This is a genomic window from Bacillus cereus group sp. MYBK139-1, from assembly GCF_051916915.1.
Taxonomy (GTDB): Bacteria; Bacillota; Bacilli; order Bacillales; family Bacillaceae_G; genus Bacillus_A; species Bacillus_A pacificus.
Map to the genome: position 1 here is coordinate 634,368 of NZ_JBQAHO010000003.1, position 19,445 is coordinate 653,812.

Sequence of the window (19,445 nt, forward strand, 5' to 3'; positions counted from 1 at the left end):
CTTATATGAACAAGCCGACAATTATATCAATTACTTTAATTCCAATGAACGGTACAATCACTCCGCCCAGCCCATAAATAAGTAGGTTTCGGCCAAGTAGTGCATTCGAACTCATCGGTTTATATGCGATACCTTTCATCGCTAACGGAATGAGTAATGGAATAATAACTGCATTAAATATTAATGCTGATAAAATTGCTGACAGTGGTGATGTTAGTTTCATAATGTTCAATGCTTCCATTTGCGGAATCGCAAGTGTAAACATCGCTGGAATGATTGCAAAATATTTTGCGATATCATTTGCAATACTAAACGTCGTTAACGCACCGCGTGTCATTAACAATTGCTTACCGATTCCCACTACCTCAATAATCTTCGTTGGATTCGAATCTAAATCAATCATATTGGCTGCTTCTTTCGCAGCTGTTGTACCACTATTCATCGCCAATCCAACGTCAGCCTGTGCTAATGCCGGTGCATCATTTGTACCATCACCTGTCATCGCTACGAGTTTTCCTTTATCTTGCTCTGCTTTAATAACTGCAATTTTATCTTCTGGTTTGCACTCAGCAACAAACTCATCTACTCCTGCTTCTTTTGCAATGGTTGCTGCTGTTAATGGGTTATCCCCTGTACACATAACCGTTTTAATCCCCATTTGACGCAACTGTTCAAAACGTTCACGCATACCAGGTTTTACTGTATCTTTTAAATAGATTAAACCGTAAATACGATTATTCACTGCAACTACAAGTGGTGTTCCGCCCTCTTTTGAAATGAAATCTGCTTTTTGATTTACATCTTTCGGAATTGTTCCACCTTGTGACTGAACCCATTCAATCACGCTACCGACAGCACCTTTTCTCACTTTCGTTCCGTCTTGTAAATCAACACCACTCATTCTCGTTTCTGCTTTAAATGGAACAAACTCCCCTTGTTCTGCAAGTTCTCTATTATATGATATAGATTTCGCTTGCACATACTCAATAACAGATCGACCTTCTGGTGTTTCATCTAAAACTGAGCTAATCGCAGCCCACTTTCCAACTTGCTCAATCGTTTCATTTCCTACAGGTAATAATGTATGAGCCATTCGGTTCCCGAAAGTAATCGTACCCGTTTTATCTAAAATAATTGTATTAATATCACCCGCAGCTTCTACTGCTTTACCCGACATCGCTAACACATTAAACTTTGTCACGCGGTCCATCCCGGCAATACCAATTGCCGATAATAATCCACCAATTGTCGTTGGAATTAAACAAACTAACAACGCTACAAGTACAGCTGTATCAATTTGAAATCCTAAATAATTTGTGAAAATCGGCAGCGTCACAACAACGATTAAGAAAATAAGCGTTAAACTCGTTAATACTGTATTTAAAGCAATTTCATTCGGCGTTTTTTGACGAGCAGCTCCTTCTACTAACGAAATCATTTTATCAATAAATGATTCACCAGGATTACTCGTAATGACAATCGTAATTTCATCACTTACAACCATTGTACCGCCTGTCACGGAACAAAAATCACCGCCTGCTTCTTTTATTACAGGAGCTGATTCCCCTGTAATCGCAGATTCATCAACAGATGCTAACCCTTTTATTACTTCTCCATCACTTGGAATCATTTCTCCTTGTTTTACAATAACAACGTCACCTTTTCTTAGATCAGTTGCTGAAACTTGGACGATGTCTCCATTTTCTTTTACAACATTTGCAAACACATCTTTCTTCGATTGTTTTAAAGAATCAGCTTGCGCTTTCCCCCGTCCTTCCGCTAATGCTTCTGCAAAGTTAGCAAATAAAACTGTAAATAATAGAATGAGGGAAACTGTTATATTAAACCATCCTGGTACACTACTAGAACGACTTGGAAGAAACGATAAAATGAACGTAATGATAAATCCAATCTCCACAACGAACATAATCGGATTTTTTATCATAACTTTCGGATTCAATTTCGCAAAGGATTGTTTCATCGCATGTTTCACGATATCACGATCCATCGTTTTCGCTTGTCTAACCTCATCTTCTACTGCATGTATGTGTGACTCATTTACTCTTTTTTCTTTTACTACTACCGGTCTCATCATTTACCCTCCATTACTTCAATGTAAGAAATTCTGCAATTGGGCCGAGTACTAACATCGGGAAGAATGTTAATGCACCGACAATTACAATTGTTCCGATGAAAATGCCGCCAAATAAACTATTATCCGTACGGAACGTTCCGACTGTTTCTGGCACAACCGTCTTCTCTTTCAATGAAGCTGCAACAGCTAGCATCGTAATTAAACTAAAATAGCGTCCTAAAAACATAACTAAACCAGTTGTAATATTCCAAAACGGTGTATTATCTGCTAACCCTTCAAATCCAGATCCGTTATTCGCAGCTGATGACGTATACTCATAAACAACTTGTGTTAAACCGTGGAAGCCCGAGTTAGAAATCGCTTCTGTTCCTAAATGTGTAGAAAGAGCCAATGCCGAAAATCCTAAAATAAGCAGTGGATGAAATAGTATCGTTACCGCAATTAATTTCATTTCCTTCCCTTCAATTTTCTTACCTAAAAACTCCGGTGTCCGTCCAACCATCAATCCAGATATAAAAACTGCAATAATCGCATACATAATAATGTTCACAAAGCCTGCTCCAACGCCGCCGTATACTGTGTTTAACATCATATTTACGAGTGGTACCAACCCGCCAATTGGTGTTAACGTATCATGCATCGTATTCACCGCTCCAGTTTCAGCAGCTGTCGTTACTGTTGCGTATAGTGAAGAAAATACTGTTCCAAACCTTACTTCTTTTCCTTCTGAACTTCCTTGTACATGTTCGATACCCATTCCATTTAAAGCTGGATTTCCATGTAATTCAGATGTCGTAATCGTTATAAACCCTAGTAAAAAGACCATGAATAGTGAAACAAAAAGGATGCGACCTTGCTTTTTATTGCCCACCATTCGTCCGTACGTAAATGGAAGTGCTGTTGGCAATAACATCATAAGCATCATTTGCAAAATATTACTCATTTGTCCTGGATTTTCGAAAGGATGTGTAGAGTTTGCTCCGAAAAATCCACCGCCGTTATTTCCAAGTTCCTTAATAGAAACGAATGATGCAACTGGCCCGCGTAATATGCTTTGCTTTGCCCCATCAATTGTTTGTGCTGTAACGGCACCGTCTAACGTTTGTGGTACGCCAAGTGCAACAAAAACTAGTGCCGCCATAAATGCGATAGGAAGAAATACTCTCGTTAGTGCTCTCGTAAAATCAACGAAAAAGTTACCGAGTTCTTTTCCAGCAAGCCCTCTTATAAATGCCATAACGAGCGCTAAAGTCGTTGCCGGTGCTGCAAACATTAAGAATGTAATTCCGATTAATTGTGATAAATAAGATAAACCATTTTCACCGCTATAATGCTGTAAGTTCGTATCAGCCATAAAACTAATTGCTGTATTAAAAGCGAGCGTAGGCTCCATTCCTTCAATGTGTGCTGGATTTAATGGCAATACTCCTTGTAGTCTGAAAATGAAATATACGACAACAATCATAAATCCATTTAATAAAACTAATGATAATGCGTACTGTTTCCACGTTTGATTATATTCTTTTACACCCGTAATTTTAAAAATAAGTTTTTCAAAAGGCCCGAATACTTTATCTAGCTTTTTACTCCCTTGAAAGGCTTTCTCTAAATAAATTCCCGTTGGCTTTGCCACAAGAATAAACAATAGCATTGTAATAACGACTGCAACCCAGATCATAATGAATGACTCCCCCTAATTAAAACTTTTCCGGATTTAATAATGCATACACTAAGTACACCGTAATTGCTGCAACAATAATTGATAAGGCAATCATCATGATTGCTTCCCTTCTTTCACAACTTTATCTGACCAACTTGCAAGACTTGCCATCGATGCGACTAACACAACAAAAATTCCGATCATTACAACATCTAACATAGCTACCCTCTCACCTTTCTGTAAAAATTTACCATTAAAATATTAAAAAAGAACACTGAGCTCTACTCAGTGTTCAAAAAATGAACAACAAAAAGTAAACCTCCTCTCTAAACGCTTACGAGGTTAGCTGTCGGATTCGGGCCTAAAGAGTAGCCCTACTTTCAAAACTGAAAGATTCACCCCAAGTGACAATGCACAAAATTGGTTCCCCCGCTCCATTTCTGGAACTCAGCGATTTTAGGTTTTTTTGGAAATTTTATGAATGATTTATGAGAGTAAATATACTCCTCTATTTTTCACTTGTAAAGAGCTAAATTACTGAAAATAAGAAAATATCCATCTATTTAAACGCTTACATTGAGTGTTATTAATATTTTTTCATCTGTTTTCTCGTCTTTTCTTTCTTTTTCACATAAATGATCTTTTAAATACGAAATAAAAAGAGCGAATGACATGAAGTGCATAGCTTGTTGCACTTAGCATTCGCTCTTTTTTCATTCACTATTTATTCTCCTCGTAAAAAAGCACGTAAATTTCTCCCGCGAATATAAACTTGTGACAATTCTGCATGTAGCTGCTCATATTCGATAACATCTGTTTTTAAATATAAAGCATCTTTTGATGGCAATATGATATAGGGCCTTGGAAAAATAGGATCAAGTACGACCAATTCTTGAACTCGTTCTACCGATACCGCCCAACGATTCGCTATATCTCCTAGTAACAACACCTTCATCTTCTTCTCCCCCGCCCTATTCAAAAAATAAAAAAGAAATATTATCACAATTCGTAAACACGACAAATGTAGCTCCAATTGTTTCATAGAGCCTCGCTGGATACCGTTTATTCCTTGTAACAACAGTAATAGGCGCTTGAAAAGAAAAGCGAATGTGTTCTGTAAAGAAGCTAACGATTGGAAGCTCATCCCCTAGTAAAATCACCTTCTTAATACATTCATAAATACTAGTAAAATCCTGCTCCTTACTACAACTATACGTCCAATCAAATCCACAATTCCTCACTTCAGCCGCTATCTCTTCATTTGCTGTAAAAATAATTAACTCATGTTGAAAGGCTACTAAATCTATTAAACTATTTATCTTGCTTTCTTCTCCAACACAAATAAGTGTTAGTTCCATGTACCTCATCCTCCTTAGCATAAAAGAACTCAAACATAGATTGATATTCCCCTATACTAATCAGATCGATGAAGTGATGTATCCATCATGGCACCGTCCTCTCTCAAGACGCTTACGAAGTTAGCTGTCGGATTCGGACTTTGAGAGTAGCCCTACTTTCAAAATTGAAAGATTCACCCCTAGTGACACTGCACAAATTGGTTCCTCCGCTCCATATAATTGGACTCAGCGTATTACAAAAAATATATTCTGGCTGATATATTACTCCTGTATTTGGAAAAAGTAAACAGAAAAAAAGCCAGTTATACAACTGACTTTTTTTCTACTTACACACGTGATTTATTTAATTTATACGCAAAATGATTCGTCGGTCCATGACCACTTCCAATATGCAGCGGCTCTTCAATTGCTATACTAATAAATTGTTTTGCTTCTTGAACTGCCTCTTCAATTGAGTATCCTTTCGCAAGTCCTGCTGTAACCGCTGAAGCAAATGTACAACCGCTTCCATGCGTTTGCTTTGAAGGAATTCGTTCACTTTTAAATTCGATAAACTGCTCACCATCAAAGAGTAAATCAACTACTTCATTACCTTGATATTCTGCATGTCCGCCCTTCATAAGCACATATTTTGCACCCAATTCATGCAGTACTTTTGCAGCTTCCTTACTATCTTCAACATTATAAATCTCCATCCCAGTTAACACTTCTGCTTCTGGAACATTCGGTGTTACAACCGTTGCTACTGGTAATAAATATTCTTTTAATGCTTGTACTGCTTCTTGTTGTAATAATGATGCACCGCCTTTAGCAATCATAACAGGATCTAGTACAATATTATTCCAGCCAAATTTATTAATATGTTCTGCTACAATTTGAATAATTTCGCTGCTAAATAACATTCCTAATTTCACAGCATCTGGTGTTAAATCCGTACCAATTGAATTCAATTGTTCCGTAATACCTTCTAATGGAACTGGATATACCCCTTGAACGCCAAGCGTGTTTTGAGCAGTAATTGCCGTAATAGCCGTCATACCATACACACCAAGCTCTTGGAATGTTTTTAAATCTGCTTGAATGCCGGCACCGCCGCCACTATCAGATCCTGCAATTGTTAAAGCTTTATTTACTTTCATCCCACTCATCCTTTTCTATCCAAAATAGCGATGATAAATTGTTTTTGCTTCGCTTATATCTTTCGTTCCATGTACAAGTACACGACCATCTTTAAAAGCAACTAATCTCTTTTCTTCCACAGAAAATGATAATAAATATGGATTTACATTTAAATCATTCACACGATCATTCAGCAGCTCTTTATATCGTTCAAAATCTATTTCCTCTTTATGAGGTGGTCTAATTTGAACTGTATTTCTCCCGCATAACACTGCTGTTTTCGATGTATTGTCTTTATTTAAATACGGATACAATGCATTCTCTCCGCACGAAGGACAATTGTGTTTACGAAGCTTTTGCACATTCATACATGAATATTCATTCTTCCATACATCAAACGATACAAGCCCATCTCGAAGCGATTCGTAATCTTCTACTAACAATTTTAGAGCTTCCGTTACTTGATGAGAAACGACGAGAGATACAGCAGGTGATATAATCCCCGCTGTATCACATGTTGCCCCGCCAAGCGGAATCGATTGTAATAAACAAGATAAACATGGTGTTTTACTAGGAAGAATTGTGTAAGAAAGGCCGTAACTCCCTACACATGCTCCGTAAATCCATGGAATAGAATGTTTTTGCGCTATATCATTCACAATGAAACGCGTTTCGAAATTATCAGTTGCATCAATCATTACATCAACGTTTGTAACGAGTTCTTCTAACTCCTCAGCTGTTACATCTTGAACGAGCGCTTCTACTCTTACTTCACTATTAATCTCTTCTAGACGCTTCTTCGCTGCTACAGCTTTCGGAAGATTATTTTTCACATCACTCTCTGCATACAATTGCTGCCTTTGTAAATTACTCCAATCGACATAATCCCGGTCAACAATCGTTACTGTACCAACACCAGCTCTTACAAACATTTCTGCATTTGCACTACCTAATGCACCTGCACCGATAATAAGCACATGCTTTTCCCTTATCTTTTGCTGTCCTTCTTCTCCAATTGGAGAAAATAGTTCTTGGCGAGAATATCGATTATTCAACTACGCTCATTCCTTCTAAAGGACTACTTGCCGTTGCACAACGCTTACGTGCAATACGACCTGCTTCAAATCCTAAACGGCCTGCCTCAATACTTAATTTCATTGCTTGTGCCATTTTAATAGGATCTTTTGCTCCTGATACAGCTGTATTTAATAACACGCCATCTGCTCCTAATTCCATCGCAAATGCCGCATCAGCCGGGCTACCGATACCAGCATCAACGATAACTGGTACTGTCGCTTGTTCAATAATAAAGCTCAAATTCAATGGATTTACAATACCAAGTCCTGATCCAATTGGAGATGCTCCTGGCATAATCGCATGCACGCCAAGTTCTTGTAATTTACGTGCTAATACAACATCATCAGATGTGTACGGAAGTACGATAAATCCTTCTTCTAGTAACATTTCAGATGCCTTTAACGTCTCTACCGGATCAGGTAATAACGTTCTATCATCACCAATAACTTCTACCTTTATCATGTCACAAAGCCCAGAAGCTTTTGCTAATTTTGCAATACGAACAGCTTCTTCAGCATTTTTTGCTCCGGCTGTATTCGGTAATAACGTATATTTTTTCACATCAAGTTTCTCTAATAAATTAGGCTGCTTTGCATCAAATATATCCATACGACGTACTGCGAACGTTAAAACCTCAGCCTCAGATACATCAATTGCCTTTTGCTGCACATCAAAATCAGGGAATTTTCCTGTTCCTAATAAAAGTCTAGAATGAAATGAAAATGGTCCAATGTTTAACATAATCAACCGCCTCCTACGAAAGTTACAATCTCAATTTGGTCTCCATCAAAAACAGATGTATCTGTATGATCATCTTTTTGTAAAATATCTTTATTACGCTCTACTACAACAATTCTGTTATCTAACTCTAAATGTGTAAGTAGCTCAGCTACTGTTTTCACACTCTCTGGCACTTCAATTTGATTACCATTAATTTTTAAATTCAAACTTCCATCCCCTTTCTAAACTGTTTTAGAAAGCAATGAATCTAGCAAGTGATTCTCCTGCTTTCCCTCTATTAAATCAGCCATATATTGACCAGAAACAGGACTTAATAAAATACCGTTTCGATAATGGCCCGTACAAGCATATAAACCTTTTATTTCTTCATGCTCTCCCATATAAGGAGCTTCATGATTCGATTGTGGTCTTAATCCTGCCCATGCACTTTCCCATTCAGCTTCTTTTAAAGCAGGCAATATTGTATACGCGCGCTCTAATATAGAAGTAATACTTTCTGGTTGCACAGTTTTATTGAACGTACGGGGCTTCATCGTTGCTCCAATTACGTAACGTCCGCCGCGCTTTGGTGCAATGTAAAATCTTTCTTGGAAAATAGGCGCCTTTAAAAGTGGTTTTCTACTTCTTATTGCTACTACTTCTCCTTTAACTGGATATGTACCCCATTCTCGGTGAAAATAACCTAGTAACTTCGTGCTCCATGAGCCACCTGCAATAACAACTTTCTCGCAAGTGATCATACCTTCGCTTGTCACAATTCCAGTCACTTGATTATTTTCAATACGAATATCAAACACTTCTGTCTGTTCATATATATCAGCACCCGAAAATGATGCGGAATGTGCGAATGCTTTCGTAAGCTCTGGTGCAATAACATGACCATCTTTCGGATAATATACAGCCCCTATAATTGACTCAGATAAATACGGCTCTTTCTCTCGTAAACGATCTCCCGTTAAAAAGTAAGAATCTTCACCGGTTTTCTGCTGCCAATCCATAATATGAAGAATTCTTTCCTTCTCCTCTTCATTTTGAGCAATGCGATAAATGCCTTTCTCTTCATACCCAATATCGATGCCTGTTTTTTCACGTAAAACTTCTGCAAGTTGTGGAAATATAGCACGGCTTTCTCTAGCAAGTTCAAATAGCGGGTCATATTCATCCCATTCTGCCTGCACCCCAAGTAAACCAGCGGCTGCTTTCGAGGCTTCAGATGCAATCTGTTGCTTCTCTACAATCGCTACTTTATGTCCTCTTTCTGCTAGAAAATGTGCAACTGAACTACCAATTACACCACCGCCAATTATCGCTACATCATACTTCTTACACATGTTTTTCCGCCCACTTTCTTATTGATTCCTTATAAGACTTCGCTTTGCTATACGGGTTACTACTACTTATAATCCCAGACATAACAGCAATACCACTGACGCCGTTAGTAAGAACATCTCCAGTGTTTTCCGGAGTGATTCCTCCAATTGCTGTAATCGGTATGGATAAACACTTTGCAATGTCTGAAATTTCTTCAAGCCCTCTCGCTGGCACACCTTTTTTACAATCTGTCGGAAATACATGACCATAAACGAGTGAATCCGCGCCATTCTTAAATGCATCGATCGCCTCTTCTAAAGAATGCACAGAATAACCGACATGCAAATAAGAAAACTTTTCTTTCACTGACTTTACATCTGCGCTTCGATACCCTAGCTGCACGCGCGGAATGTTTAATAAAATAGCAATATCAATTCGATCATTTATCACTATTTTCGATGCTGGAAAGCCTTTCGTTAAAAGACTTTCCACACCTTCATATAATTCCTTTGTGCTTTTCTCACGCTCACGAATATGCAAATAATCAATCTCACTCTCAATTTGCATCGCTACATTCACTAACTCTTCGAATGGCATGTGACCATTTGAGATTACATGAAGCTCATTTTTCATATTCATTCGCCTACTTTAAAATGTTTTCGAATAACTCTTCAGCCGGAACGATTTCTTTCGTCATTCCTTTATCTTTCAGCCATTTATTTTGTTTCTCCCATGACTCTTTTGAATCCGATAAAAATGGCTCATCTTTCGTTTCCATCTTCTCTAATAAAATTTTCATACTTTCTTTTTCAACTTCTGGTACAAGTGGGAAGTTTTCTTTTTCTTGATGATTTAATAAAATATTTAATGCTTCATCTGGGTTTTTCTTCATGAAATCATAACCTTTTTTCGTACCACGTAAGAAAGCTTGCAACGCTTCTTTATCTTTTTTCAACGTTTTATCACCTGTTACAAATACAAGCTCATGATAATTCGGTACACCGTAATCTGCTGGATTAAAGTATGCTGGTTCATGACCTTCATGACGCATAACAGGTACTTCATGGTTAATGTATGCCCCTGTTACCGCATCCACTTTTTTCGTGATTAATGCTGGTACTAAATCAAAACCAACATCGACTACTTTCACTGTATCTGGATTACCACCAGCTTCTTTTACCATCGTTTTTAAATACATCTCACTTAAAGGTGTTCCAGAATATCCAACTGTTTTACCCTCTAAATCTTTTGGCGATTGAATGCCTGCAGACTTCAGCGATACAACATGATTTAATGGTGAACGTACGACGGCTCCAATTGATTTCACTGGAATTTGTTCATTTGCTTTTGCCATGACAACATCTGGCTGATAATATAAGCCCACTGTTACTTTTCCTGCAGCTGCTAACGTTAATGGATCAGTCGGATTAGAAGGGAATTTAATATTTACCTTTACTCCTTCTTCTTTAAAGTAACCTTTTTCAATTGCCGCATAAATAAAGCTATGTACCGCATTTGGGTACCAATCAAGCATGACCGTTATTTCTTTCTCTTTTTTACTTTTTTCCGATGCTGAATTACTCGAACATCCAGCAATCATTGCAACTAATAATGTAAGCACAAAGATGCGTTTTAAAAATTTCATGAATGCTTCCTCCAACTAATGAATTTCTTTTCTAATACTGAAATAAGTACGACGAAGAAAATAGCTAATAATGATAACAATACAATGGGTGCAAATACACCTGCCCCGTCTAATTGCGTCATCATTCTCTTACTGAAATATCCTAGCCCCGCTTGTGCACCGAGCCATTCACCAATTGCCGCCCCAATTACACTAAGCGGTACTGCAATTTTTAAAGCTGAGAAAAAATAAGGAAGAGCAGACGGCAATTTTAATTTAAGAAAAACATCTTTTTTCGTTGCCCCATACGTAACTAAAAGCTCTTCCCATTCTTTTTTCGTACTGCGCAGTCCATCATACGTATTAACCGCAATTGGGAAAAACGTAATTAAAACCGTAACAACAACCTTACTCCAGATCGTATATCCAAACCATAAAACGAAAAGCGGAGCAAGCGCTGTAATAGGAATCGTTTGTGAGGCAACTAATAATGGATAAAATGCTCTCTCCATCCAATTACTCGCATTCATTAACATCGCTAGCCCTACCCCAAGTACGATAGAAATAGCCACCCCTATTAAAACGACATATAATGTTGCTGGCAAATGAACCGTAAATAATATGTCTTTTAGTTTCCATATTTTCATTACAATTGCAGACGGTGACGGTAAAATGTACATTTCATCTACAATTCTTGCGCCTACTTCCCAAATAGCAAGTAAAATACTAGAAAGCGTAAGAGCAGGTAATAGCTCCTTCAACCGGTTCATCATACGAGTACCTGCCTTTGCAACATACTAAGAAGCTCATCTTTAAGGGCTAATACTTCTGGTTTATATAAATCTTTTCTTGTCCGATTATGATCAAGTGGTACAATCCTCTCGGTTAAAGTAGTTATCGGTTGCTGCTCTACTACTAAAATTCGATTAGAAAGAAACAATGCTTCTTCCACATCATGAGTGATAAATAAAATTGTTTTTTCCCACTCTTTCCATTGTTCAAACAACCATTCTTGCAAAGAGGCCTTCGTTAAAGCATCCAACGCACTAAACGGTTCATCTAACAGCAATATCTCCCCACCTGTTAATAAAGTTCGAATAAAAGATACACGTTGTCTCATACCACCAGATAAATCTTTCGGATATTTTGTCTCATACCCTTGCAAACCAAATTTATGTAACAGTTCCTTTGCCTTTACTTGTGCTTCTTTCTTCTGTACACCTTGGCACTCTAACGGCAGGGCAGCGTTCTCAATAATCGTTCTCCATGGCAGGAGCATATCTTTTTGGGGCATATACCCTACAGGATGGCTCTTTGTTTCTATTAGCTCTATCTGTCCCGTACTTGTTTCTTCTAAACCTGTAATAAGACGAAATAAAGTACTTTTCCCGCATCCACTCGGTCCGATAATACTTACAAACTCTTTATCTTGTATAGAAGCATTTAATTCATTGACGATTGGCTTCTCATCATAATGAAAAGAAACATTATGAAACTGTAGTATGTTCTTGCTCCTCAAATCCCCACATCTCCTTACGATAGGACATATCCCAGAATAAATATTCAAATCGACTGGAATATAGGAAAATCTCCTCTAATCGATCTAGCTCTTTTTCAGACTTTCCAACTGCCATTTCATTTAATAAATCGATTAACCAAACACAAAGGTTACCGTATTCTTCAGAACTATAGCCTTGAATCCACTCACCAAAGAACTCATGATTTCTTGCCCCAGGAATATCATTTAAACGCTTTCCAATCTCCCAATAGCTCCACATACATGGAAGAAGTGCTGCTATTAATTCCGCAAGTGTGCCATTTTGAGATACAGACATCATGTAATTTGTATAAGCTAGATTTTTAGCAGATGGCTTTGCAGACTCTATCTCCTCTATAGAAATTCCAAGTCTTTTTGCATATTGTTTATGAATTGTCATTTCTCCATTTAATATCCCATCAATTTGTTCAGCAAATTTCCCCATTACTTGTGGATTCGTTGCCTTTACAACACCGATCGCATATAGCTTTGCATAATCTAACAAATATAAATAATCTTGAATAATGTAATACTGAAACTTATCTTTTTCTAATGTGCCATCCCCCATACCTACAACAAATGGATGATTATGACTCATCTCCCAAACTGGTTGTACAGTTTCTAATAATCTATCGCAAAATTTCATTTCTCTATCCCCTTTCAATTTATATATCTAAATAAAAAACCACTTCTAAATAAGAAGTGGTTACAGCAAATAAAATTATAATTTATTCGTTGCTCCACTTCCCTTCGCTAGTATTACCTAGATCAGGTCTGTAAGGGTTAAGGATTATTCCTCTCTCAGCACAACAAGCACCCCTAGTGGTTTCAATATGAAATTTTCAAATAAAAAAGCCCCGTTTCTATACGCAAAGAAACGGGGACTCATTATTAGTGTCCGAATTGCTTCCCTACGCTAGCATAATCTAGATCAGGTAATAAAAAGGATCAAAGACTTAAGGCCTTACTCTCAGCTGGCAACACCAGCTCTCCTAGCAAACTATAAAATTATCACTGTCAGTATAACATCGTAATAAGACATCATCAACTATTTTAATTTTCTCAATTGTCAACAAAATAACAAAACCATATAATACTTATATTCTATCTTAGAAATTATTATCCTAATGAATTGGATAAAAAGGAATCATTATCCTCAAAAAATTTATTTTTATATTGATTTCATATTACATTTATGTGAATACACCCACTATATTATATCTTTATACTATAATAAAATTACAACTATACAACTAGAGGAGGTCTCTATTATATGAATATGAAAGCTACTGCTTTAACAGCAACTACTGTCGCAATTGCTTCTTTACTTCCTTCTATGGGAGAAACAAATGTACAAACAGCCAACGCTGAACAATTATCTAATGTGAAAACTGGATATGTCAAAGTCGATCAAGTAGCCTTACATACAAAAGATAACGCAAATAGCTCATCAATTGATACAATTCGCTTTAATACGAAAGTGAATATACTTGAAACAACTAATGGCTGGTATAAAGTATCTGTTAATAATAAAGTAGGTTACGTACAAAAAGATTCTATTCTACTAAAAAACAAACTTCAATCTAATAATCAATATATCGTCAATGCCAATGCATTAAACGTTCGTTCTGAACCTAATTTAGAATCTTCAATTTTAGATGTATTACCAAATGGGAAATTCGTTACCATTCAAGAAGAACAAGGCGAGTGGTATAAAATTTTACATAATGGCAAAACAGGGTACGTACAAAAGGCATTCGTATCTAATGGTTCACAGCCTTTAGTAAAAGGCATCACAGTTCAAAATAATGCGAAATACACAGTTGCAACACCTAAACTTAATGTACGTAGCAACGCTAGTACAAGTAGCGCACTACTTGGTTCATTACAAAATGGTACACAATTACAAGTAGTGGAAACTGTAGGAACTTGGTATAAAATTCGTTTTGGCACAGGATACGGATACGTGGCAAAACATTATGTAGTGCAAAACCAAACGCAATCACAAGCTCAAACGGCTCAACCTACTTCCATTCCAGCCGTTTTCAAATTCCCTACTCAAGGAAGAATTAGCTCAACATTTGATATGCGCTGGGAACAAATGCATTATGGTATAGATATCGCAGCTCAGGGTAATGTCTCTATCCAGGCGGCGGCGGCAGGTAAAGTCGTGAAATCATATTATTCAGCTAGCTATGGCAATGTTGTGTTCATCGCCCATCAAATAAACGGGAAATTATATACAACTGTCTATGCTCATATGAAAGATCGCACTGTACAAGCTGGTGATCAAGTACAAGCTGGACAATTAGTAGGTCATATGGGAAACACAGGTCATTCATACGGGCAACATCTTCATTTTGAATTACACAATGGAGAATGGAATTTTGAAAAAACAAATGCAGTAAACCCACTGCCATATTTAGTTAGGTAAATTGTATGCCACGCAATATCAATATACCTCTCTTAATTGAATACTTAGCCTTTTTAGGCTTAATCTGTTGCTTAGTAATTTATAATACAAATACTGTATTTTTATCTATTATCATTGCTTTTGTTGCTTTAGAAATTATGATGGAAGCTTTTCAAGTTCAACTAAAACAAAAAATTGCCCATATTTATAATGCCATTTTTCTATTAAGTGCCTTAATAACAAATATTATTAGTAATGGTTTTTATTTATCTACCGTATTTCCCGTATTCTTTATGGCTGTTTTATTATTCATAGCTAGATACATTCATGTCCCTAATAACAAAAAACACGAACAAGAAGCTTAGAAAGAGGAGACACTGTGTACCAATCTTTCAAAGATAATCCGATAAAATATATATTGAATTTATATAAAAAAACAAATACTTTTTTTGGTATACAAGGAAGCTATACGGCACAATTTCTCCTTTATGGAATGTTATTTCTCGTCTTAATTACATTCTCCTTGCTTTACTAATAACAAAAGGATCTCACAATTGAGATCCTTTTTAATTTATATAGAAAATGCTCTTTACCCGCAAGCATATTTTTCATAAATAAAGCTAAGATTATATTTTTTCTCTAAGCTCATTCTTTGTTCATCATCACACCAATAGAACAAAATATCATGAATCGTTGCATAACGCTTATTTTTAAGAAACAGTTTAAAGAAAGATGGTAAACAGTCATGTAATTGTATAAATATATAATTGCGTAATATTTCTTCTTTATATTTAATGCCCTTACAAATATACAATAATTCTTCACAATAATATGCATGTTGTGGAACTTGGATCATTTCGAAAAATGGCACATATGATAATAACTTTCCAATAAAATGATCATATCGATCCATTATCCCTATCGTCATATGCTCCATCATATCTTTCATTACATATAAATAATCATCTACATGAGTAGTCTTGAGTGGGTCTAATCGATCTGAAATTTGAGAAAGTACAGCCCTTTGGCAAGCTAACACCGCTTGACTAGGTCCATAATATGATAGAAAGTCTGTACACTTACGATACTTTCGTAATAAATCATATGTATATAAGTCATAAACAAAAGTATTACAATACATCGCTAAACTCATCATATCACTATTTAATTGCTCTTTTGATAGTGACTTAGCTCTCTTACACATATAAAAGAATGTAAATTCTAATACTTCTTTATGAGATAATAGATGTTTACAGTCTGTTATACATTTCTCATTAAATTTAACTCTATCCCAAATTTCTACATCCCCATCAGTTAATTCACCAATACGATATTTAATAATTAAATAGTTTAAAGCCACCGCCTGCGTCAAAAGATCCCACGTTTCATATTCCAATGAAGTATGAACAAACTCAGCTAGCCCTTGAGTTACCATAAAAGTATTCGCTTCTTCATACCAACCAATTTCTTGGCATAAGCGAAGAATACGTACTAAAGTTGGAATTTCGTCTTTATGAAATTGCGGTAAATTCTTTGCTTTATTCATTCCATATACGATAAATGCCGCTAAATTTTCTTCTTTATAAAATTCTTTTTCTTTCCACACTAATATAGTTCGTTCTTTCCCTTCACCTTTTGGATGACAAGGTACAAGCAAAGAAAATAATTCAGCGAAATTATTTGGTTCTATATATGTATCTGTAACCAAATTCCAATTTGGATCGCGCTGTACAGCCTTCATATAATTCCCCTTCCCTTTTGTCTACATAGGAAATATTAATTCATTATCACATCATTAACAATAAATATTGTTATATTCGAAATCAATCATAATACTTATATCTATCAGTATATCATTTTTTCTCTTATTTATAATTAGGAATGACAAATTTAAATAAACTGTCGAAATTAATAACTATGTACTTATTATATAATGTATCAGATGCATCATGCTAACATATTTGTTTAATCCTATATACTAGAATAATGCATCTGATTTTTATACGTAACGTATTCCACTAAGTAAAGTCTTTCTTCATTCCGTATGCTCTGATATTTCACTTAAAGCAAATCCGGCTTGATCATCTGCCGATTCTTTTATAGCTAAATCTCCTAGTGCTAACATCCCAACGAGTTGACCACTCTCAACTACTGGCAATCGTCTAATTTGATACTGCGCCATTAACTCTGTAGCCTTTTCAATAGGATCATCTGGAGAAACTGAAACAATGTTTGTTGTCATTACATTTGTAATTTTATTAGATCCAGGATGTTTTTCAGCAATCCCTCGAACAACTAAATCCCGGTCCGTAACAAGACCAACAACTTGTTCATTTTCAACAACCGGAATCAATCCAATCGATTCTTCTTTCATCTTTACAGCAGCTTCATATACATTGTCTAACGGTGTACACTGTACAATATGAGTGCTCATCAAGTCTCTCACTCGTGTCATTTGTATCTCCTCCTTTTTATACATACCATAGCTTTTCCTAAATCCCTTTATTTATTTCAGGAAAATCAGTTGATAAAGGAGAATGAACGCACAATAAAAAAGAGTCAGCAATATGCTGACTCTTTTTTTATGACCCGTACGGGATTCGAACCCGTGTTACCGCCGTGAAAGGGCGGTGTCTTAACCACTTGACCAACGGGCCATGGCTCCGCAGGTAGGACTCGAACCTACGACCGATCGGTTAACAGCCGATAGCTCTACCACTGAGCTACTGCGGAATAATATATGGTGGGCCTAAATGGACTCGAACCATCGACCTCACGCTTATCAGGCGTGCGCTCTAACCAGCTGAGCTATAGGCCCATATACTTTACAGGGGCAGTAGGAATCGAACCCACACTGGAGGTTTTGGAGACCTCAGTTCTACCTTTAAACTATGCCCCTAAAGGATGCCGACTAGAGGACTTGAACCCCCAACCTACTGATTACAAGTCAGTTGCTCTACCAATTGAGCTAAGTCGGCATAAAAAAATGGTGGCTCGGGACGGAATCGAACCGCCGACACGAGGATTTTCAGTCCTCTGCTCTACCGACTGAGCTACCGAGCCAACATAAATGGCGGTCCCGACCGGGGTCGAACCGGCGATCTCCTGCGTGACAGGCAGGCATGTTAACCACTACACCACGGGACCATTTGGTTGCGGGGACAGGATTTGAACCTGCGACCTTCGGGTTATGAGCCCGACGAGCTACCGTGCTGCTCCACCCCGCGATGATAAAATATTTAATTTAGAAAAAATGGAGGAGGTAGAGGGATTCGAACCCCCGCGCGACTCTCGCCGCCTGTCGGTTTTCAAGACCGATCCCTTCAGCCGAACTTGGGTATACCTCCATGAAGGAAAAATATTTTATTATTTATGTCTAAACCATTTTAAAAGAAAATGGAGGAGGTAGAGGGATTCGAACCCCCGCGCGATTCTCACCGCCTGTCGGTTTTCAAGACCGATCCCTTCAGCCGAACTTGGGTATACCTCCGAGACATATAATAAATAAAGTGGAGCCTAGCGGGATCGAACCGCTGACCTCCTGCGTGCAAGGCAGGCGCTCTCCCAGCTGAGCTAAGGCCCCATGTTTTTGGGAATATCGGGAAGACAGGATTTGAACCTGCGACCCCCTGGTCCCAAACCAGGTGCTCTACCAAGCTGAGCCACTTCCCGTTATTAAAAGCGCGCCCGAGAGGAGTCGAACCCCTAACCTCTTGATCCGTAGTCAAACGCTCTATCCAATTGAGCTACGGGCGCATATGGTGCCGAGGGCGGGGGTCGAACCCGCACGGTGGTCACCCACCGCAGGATTTTAAGTCCTGTGCGTCTGCCTGTTCCGCCACCCCGGCATGTCATATTGAAAATTGGAGCGGAAGACGGGATTCGAACCCGCGACCCCAACCTTGGCAAGGTTGTATTCTACCACTGAACTACTTCCGCAAGACATGTATGAGTTATTTTATTAAAAGTGCGGGTGAAGGGAGTCGAACCCCCACGCCAAAGGCGCTAGATCCTAAGTCTAGTGCGTCTGCCAATTCCGCCACACCCGCATGTTTTATTAAAATGGTGAGCCATGAAGGACTCGAACCTTCGACCCTCTGATTAAAAGTCAGATGCTCTACCAACTGAGCTAATGGCTCTTAATGGCTGGGCTAGCTGGATTCGAACCAGCGCATGACGGAGTCAAAGTCCGTTGCCTTACCGCTTGGCTATAGCCCATTAATTAAGAATGGTGGAGGGGGGCAGATTCGAACTGCCGAACCCGAAGGAGCGGATTTACAGTCCGCCGCGTTTAGCCACTTCGCTACCCCTCCGACATATATGGTGGAGGATGACGGGATCGAACCGCCGACCCCCTGCTTGTAAGGCAGGTGCTCTCCCAGCTGAGCTAATCCTCCATTTTGCCTGGCAACGTCCTACTCTCACAGGGACAAGGTCCCAACTACCATCGGCGCTAGAGAGCTTAACTTCCGTGTTCGGTATGGGAACGGGTGTGACCTCTCTGCCATCA

General features: G+C 37.9%; 20 protein-coding genes, 20 tRNA genes, 1 rRNA gene and 4 riboswitches. Of the genes, 2 read left to right on the forward strand and 39 right to left on the reverse strand.

Features of this window, described 5'->3' with window-relative positions; translation table 11 throughout:
- Position 1: 1 nt before the first annotated feature.
- From kdpB to tenA, 16 genes are all read right to left on the reverse strand, one after another.
- Complete coding sequence (gene kdpB, locus ACTFRS_RS20340) at positions 2 to 2,092, reverse strand: potassium-transporting ATPase subunit KdpB (protein WP_139869005.1); 2,091 nt, start codon at positions 2,090 to 2,092, stop codon at positions 2 to 4.
- A gap of 13 nt (positions 2,093 to 2,105) precedes the next feature.
- Positions 2,106 to 3,773: a potassium-transporting ATPase subunit KdpA gene (kdpA, locus tag ACTFRS_RS20345; RefSeq protein ID WP_016716498.1), complete on the reverse strand. Its 1,668-nt coding sequence runs from the start codon at positions 3,771 to 3,773 to the stop codon at positions 2,106 to 2,108.
- 19 nt (positions 3,774 to 3,792) lie between these two features.
- Positions 3,793 to 3,873, reverse strand: coding sequence for a K(+)-transporting ATPase subunit F (gene kdpF, locus ACTFRS_RS20350; protein WP_000972376.1), 81 nt, complete (start codon positions 3,871 to 3,873; stop codon positions 3,793 to 3,795).
- Complete coding sequence (locus ACTFRS_RS20355) at positions 3,870 to 3,974, reverse strand: SipW-dependent-type signal peptide-containing protein (RefSeq protein ID WP_000887889.1); 105 nt, start codon at positions 3,972 to 3,974, stop codon at positions 3,870 to 3,872. Before ACTFRS_RS20355 ends, kdpF begins: the two co-directional genes overlap by 4 nt.
- Positions 3,975 to 4,072: 98 nt before the next feature.
- Positions 4,073 to 4,218: riboswitch (cyclic di-AMP (ydaO/yuaA leader) on the reverse strand.
- A gap of 261 nt (positions 4,219 to 4,479) precedes the next feature.
- Positions 4,480 to 4,710 (reverse strand): hypothetical protein, encoded by a 231-nt coding sequence (locus tag ACTFRS_RS20360; RefSeq protein WP_000866315.1) that lies wholly within the window; start codon positions 4,708 to 4,710, stop codon positions 4,480 to 4,482.
- Between the two features lie 16 nt (positions 4,711 to 4,726).
- A complete protein-coding gene (locus ACTFRS_RS20365; RefSeq protein WP_061183500.1) occupies positions 4,727 to 5,113 on the reverse strand; it encodes a hypothetical protein in 387 nt (128 codons plus the stop codon).
- A gap of 93 nt (positions 5,114 to 5,206) precedes the next feature.
- Positions 5,207 to 5,354, reverse strand: a riboswitch (cyclic di-AMP (ydaO/yuaA leader).
- Positions 5,355 to 5,439: 85 nt separating this feature from the next.
- Positions 5,440 to 6,261 (reverse strand): bifunctional hydroxymethylpyrimidine kinase/phosphomethylpyrimidine kinase, encoded by an 822-nt coding sequence (gene thiD, locus ACTFRS_RS20370; protein WP_439195584.1) that lies wholly within the window; start codon positions 6,259 to 6,261, stop codon positions 5,440 to 5,442.
- Between the two features lie 6 nt (positions 6,262 to 6,267).
- Positions 6,268 to 7,287 carry a thiazole biosynthesis adenylyltransferase ThiF gene (gene thiF, locus ACTFRS_RS20375; protein ID WP_139869007.1) on the reverse strand — a complete coding sequence of 340 codons (1,020 nt, stop codon included), beginning with the start codon at positions 7,285 to 7,287 and terminating at the stop codon, positions 6,268 to 6,270.
- Positions 7,280 to 8,050, reverse strand: a complete 771-nt coding sequence (thiG, locus tag ACTFRS_RS20380; protein WP_000931995.1) for a thiazole synthase — start codon at positions 8,048 to 8,050, stop codon at positions 7,280 to 7,282. The genes thiF and thiG overlap by 8 nt, the downstream gene beginning before the upstream one ends.
- Positions 8,051 to 8,052: 2 nt before the next feature.
- The gene (thiS, locus tag ACTFRS_RS20385) at positions 8,053 to 8,256 is read right to left on the reverse strand and encodes a sulfur carrier protein ThiS (protein ID WP_001049505.1); all 204 of its coding nucleotides are present in this window, start codon (positions 8,254 to 8,256) and stop codon (positions 8,053 to 8,055) included.
- Between the two features lie 15 nt (positions 8,257 to 8,271).
- Positions 8,272 to 9,381 (reverse strand): glycine oxidase ThiO, encoded by a 1,110-nt coding sequence (gene thiO, locus ACTFRS_RS20390; protein ID WP_439195583.1) that lies wholly within the window; start codon positions 9,379 to 9,381, stop codon positions 8,272 to 8,274.
- Entirely contained in the window at positions 9,374 to 9,994 is a 621-nt protein-coding gene (tenI, locus tag ACTFRS_RS20395; protein WP_242294084.1) for a thiazole tautomerase TenI, read from the reverse strand. The genes thiO and tenI overlap by 8 nt, the downstream gene beginning before the upstream one ends.
- A gap of 10 nt (positions 9,995 to 10,004) precedes the next feature.
- Positions 10,005 to 11,006: an ABC transporter substrate-binding protein gene (locus tag ACTFRS_RS20400; protein WP_139869010.1), complete on the reverse strand. Its 1,002-nt coding sequence runs from the start codon at positions 11,004 to 11,006 to the stop codon at positions 10,005 to 10,007.
- Positions 11,003 to 11,755, reverse strand: a complete 753-nt coding sequence (locus ACTFRS_RS20405) for an ABC transporter permease (RefSeq protein WP_242294086.1) — start codon at positions 11,753 to 11,755, stop codon at positions 11,003 to 11,005. Before ACTFRS_RS20405 ends, ACTFRS_RS20400 begins: the two co-directional genes overlap by 4 nt.
- Positions 11,755 to 12,504: an ABC transporter ATP-binding protein gene (locus ACTFRS_RS20410; protein WP_139869011.1), complete on the reverse strand. Its 750-nt coding sequence runs from the start codon at positions 12,502 to 12,504 to the stop codon at positions 11,755 to 11,757. The genes ACTFRS_RS20405 and ACTFRS_RS20410 overlap by 1 nt, the downstream gene beginning before the upstream one ends.
- Complete coding sequence (gene tenA / locus ACTFRS_RS20415; RefSeq protein ID WP_139869012.1) at positions 12,473 to 13,168, reverse strand: thiaminase II; 696 nt, start codon at positions 13,166 to 13,168, stop codon at positions 12,473 to 12,475. The genes ACTFRS_RS20410 and tenA overlap by 32 nt, the downstream gene beginning before the upstream one ends.
- Before the next feature lie 82 nt (positions 13,169 to 13,250).
- A riboswitch (TPP riboswitch) is annotated at positions 13,251 to 13,353 on the reverse strand.
- Between the two features lie 60 nt (positions 13,354 to 13,413).
- Positions 13,414 to 13,526: riboswitch (TPP riboswitch) on the reverse strand.
- Positions 13,527 to 13,795: 269 nt separating this feature from the next.
- Between tenA and ACTFRS_RS20420 the strand changes: the two genes are divergently transcribed.
- Together ACTFRS_RS20420 and ACTFRS_RS20425 are read left to right on the forward strand one after the other, a co-directional pair.
- Positions 13,796 to 14,956 carry an SH3 domain-containing protein gene (locus tag ACTFRS_RS20420; protein WP_139869013.1) on the forward strand — a complete coding sequence of 387 codons (1,161 nt, stop codon included), beginning with the start codon at positions 13,796 to 13,798 and terminating at the stop codon, positions 14,954 to 14,956.
- Between the two features lie 5 nt (positions 14,957 to 14,961).
- A complete protein-coding gene (locus ACTFRS_RS20425) occupies positions 14,962 to 15,300 on the forward strand; it encodes a hypothetical protein (RefSeq protein WP_001137811.1) in 339 nt (112 codons plus the stop codon).
- Positions 15,301 to 15,524: 224 nt separating this feature from the next.
- Here the strand turns inward: ACTFRS_RS20425 and ACTFRS_RS20430 are convergent, their stop codons facing one another.
- From ACTFRS_RS20430 to rrf, 23 genes are all read right to left on the reverse strand, one after another.
- On the reverse strand, positions 15,525 to 16,676 hold the full coding sequence (locus tag ACTFRS_RS20430) for a DUF3965 domain-containing protein (RefSeq protein WP_000648924.1): 1,152 nt from the start codon (positions 16,674 to 16,676) through the stop codon (positions 15,525 to 15,527).
- Between the two features lie 294 nt (positions 16,677 to 16,970).
- Entirely contained in the window at positions 16,971 to 17,390 is a 420-nt protein-coding gene (locus ACTFRS_RS20435) for a CBS domain-containing protein (RefSeq protein WP_000199016.1), read from the reverse strand.
- Between the two features lie 130 nt (positions 17,391 to 17,520).
- Positions 17,521 to 17,592, reverse strand: a tRNA-Glu gene (locus tag ACTFRS_RS20440).
- 1 nt (position 17,593) lies between these two features.
- Positions 17,594 to 17,668: transfer RNA gene (locus ACTFRS_RS20445), tRNA-Asn, on the reverse strand.
- An 8-nt stretch (positions 17,669 to 17,676) separates the two neighbouring features.
- A tRNA-Ile gene (locus ACTFRS_RS20450) sits at positions 17,677 to 17,753 on the reverse strand.
- Positions 17,754 to 17,763: 10 nt separating this feature from the next.
- Positions 17,764 to 17,834, reverse strand: a tRNA-Trp gene (locus ACTFRS_RS20455).
- Positions 17,835 to 17,840: 6 nt separating this feature from the next.
- Positions 17,841 to 17,913: transfer RNA gene (locus ACTFRS_RS20460), tRNA-Thr, on the reverse strand.
- Between the two features lie 9 nt (positions 17,914 to 17,922).
- A tRNA-Phe gene (locus tag ACTFRS_RS20465) sits at positions 17,923 to 17,998 on the reverse strand.
- A gap of 8 nt (positions 17,999 to 18,006) precedes the next feature.
- Positions 18,007 to 18,082, reverse strand: a tRNA-Asp gene (locus tag ACTFRS_RS20470).
- A 3-nt stretch (positions 18,083 to 18,085) separates the two neighbouring features.
- Positions 18,086 to 18,162 (reverse strand) — tRNA-Met (locus ACTFRS_RS20475).
- Between the two features lie 27 nt (positions 18,163 to 18,189).
- Positions 18,190 to 18,282, reverse strand: a tRNA-Ser gene (locus ACTFRS_RS20480).
- 50 nt (positions 18,283 to 18,332) lie between these two features.
- Positions 18,333 to 18,425: transfer RNA gene (locus ACTFRS_RS20485), tRNA-Ser, on the reverse strand.
- Positions 18,426 to 18,445: 20 nt separating this feature from the next.
- Positions 18,446 to 18,518 (reverse strand) — tRNA-Ala (locus tag ACTFRS_RS20490).
- Positions 18,519 to 18,533: 15 nt separating this feature from the next.
- Positions 18,534 to 18,607, reverse strand: a tRNA-Pro gene (locus ACTFRS_RS20495).
- Between the two features lie 10 nt (positions 18,608 to 18,617).
- Positions 18,618 to 18,691, reverse strand: a tRNA-Arg gene (locus ACTFRS_RS20500).
- A 3-nt stretch (positions 18,692 to 18,694) separates the two neighbouring features.
- Positions 18,695 to 18,783 (reverse strand) — tRNA-Leu (locus tag ACTFRS_RS20505).
- Between the two features lie 16 nt (positions 18,784 to 18,799).
- A tRNA-Gly gene (locus ACTFRS_RS20510) sits at positions 18,800 to 18,874 on the reverse strand.
- A gap of 29 nt (positions 18,875 to 18,903) precedes the next feature.
- Positions 18,904 to 18,984 (reverse strand) — tRNA-Leu (locus ACTFRS_RS20515).
- Between the two features lie 14 nt (positions 18,985 to 18,998).
- A tRNA-Lys gene (locus tag ACTFRS_RS20520) sits at positions 18,999 to 19,074 on the reverse strand.
- Positions 19,075 to 19,078: 4 nt separating this feature from the next.
- Positions 19,079 to 19,153, reverse strand: a tRNA-Gln gene (locus ACTFRS_RS20525).
- Positions 19,154 to 19,164: 11 nt separating this feature from the next.
- A tRNA-Tyr gene (locus ACTFRS_RS20530) sits at positions 19,165 to 19,248 on the reverse strand.
- An 8-nt stretch (positions 19,249 to 19,256) separates the two neighbouring features.
- Positions 19,257 to 19,332: transfer RNA gene (locus tag ACTFRS_RS20535), tRNA-Val, on the reverse strand.
- Between the two features lie 5 nt (positions 19,333 to 19,337).
- Positions 19,338 to 19,445, reverse strand: a 5S ribosomal RNA gene (gene rrf / locus ACTFRS_RS20540); the annotation flags it as partial.

What these genes read in the sequence shown, in the direction of transcription:
- kdpB (WP_139869005.1), bottom strand. Translation starts at nt 2,092, where the DNA reads ATGAGACCGGTAGTAGTAAAAGAAAAAAGAGTAAATGAGTCACACATA.
- kdpA (WP_016716498.1), bottom strand. Translation starts at nt 3,773, where the DNA reads ATGATCTGGGTTGCAGTCGTTATTACAATGCTATTGTTTATTCTTGTG.
- kdpF (WP_000972376.1), bottom strand. Translation starts at nt 3,873, where the DNA reads ATGATGATTGCCTTATCAATTATTGTTGCAGCAATTACGGTGTACTTA.
- ACTFRS_RS20355 (WP_000887889.1), bottom strand. Translation starts at nt 3,974, where the DNA reads ATGTTAGATGTTGTAATGATCGGAATTTTTGTTGTGTTAGTCGCATCG.
- ACTFRS_RS20360 (WP_000866315.1), bottom strand. Translation starts at nt 4,710, where the DNA reads ATGAAGGTGTTGTTACTAGGAGATATAGCGAATCGTTGGGCGGTATCG.
- ACTFRS_RS20365 (WP_061183500.1), bottom strand. Translation starts at nt 5,113, where the DNA reads ATGGAACTAACACTTATTTGTGTTGGAGAAGAAAGCAAGATAAATAGT.
- thiD (WP_439195584.1), bottom strand. Translation starts at nt 6,261, where the DNA reads ATGAGTGGGATGAAAGTAAATAAAGCTTTAACAATTGCAGGATCTGAT.
- thiG (WP_000931995.1), bottom strand. Translation starts at nt 8,050, where the DNA reads ATGTTAAACATTGGACCATTTTCATTTCATTCTAGACTTTTATTAGGA.
- thiO (WP_439195583.1), bottom strand. Translation starts at nt 9,381, where the DNA reads ATGTGTAAGAAGTATGATGTAGCGATAATTGGCGGTGGTGTAATTGGT.
- tenI (WP_242294084.1), bottom strand. Translation starts at nt 9,994, where the DNA reads ATGAAAAATGAGCTTCATGTAATCTCAAATGGTCACATGCCATTCGAA.
- ACTFRS_RS20400 (WP_139869010.1), bottom strand. Translation starts at nt 11,006, where the DNA reads ATGAAATTTTTAAAACGCATCTTTGTGCTTACATTATTAGTTGCAATG.
- ACTFRS_RS20405 (WP_242294086.1), bottom strand. Translation starts at nt 11,755, where the DNA reads ATGAACCGGTTGAAGGAGCTATTACCTGCTCTTACGCTTTCTAGTATT.
- tenA (WP_139869012.1), bottom strand. Translation starts at nt 13,168, where the DNA reads ATGAAATTTTGCGATAGATTATTAGAAACTGTACAACCAGTTTGGGAG.
- ACTFRS_RS20420 (WP_139869013.1), top strand. Translation starts at nt 13,796, where the DNA reads ATGAATATGAAAGCTACTGCTTTAACAGCAACTACTGTCGCAATTGCT.
- ACTFRS_RS20425 (WP_001137811.1), top strand. Translation starts at nt 14,962, where the DNA reads ATGCCACGCAATATCAATATACCTCTCTTAATTGAATACTTAGCCTTT.
- ACTFRS_RS20430 (WP_000648924.1), bottom strand. Translation starts at nt 16,676, where the DNA reads ATGAAGGCTGTACAGCGCGATCCAAATTGGAATTTGGTTACAGATACA.
- ACTFRS_RS20435 (WP_000199016.1), bottom strand. Translation starts at nt 17,390, where the DNA reads ATGACACGAGTGAGAGACTTGATGAGCACTCATATTGTACAGTGTACA.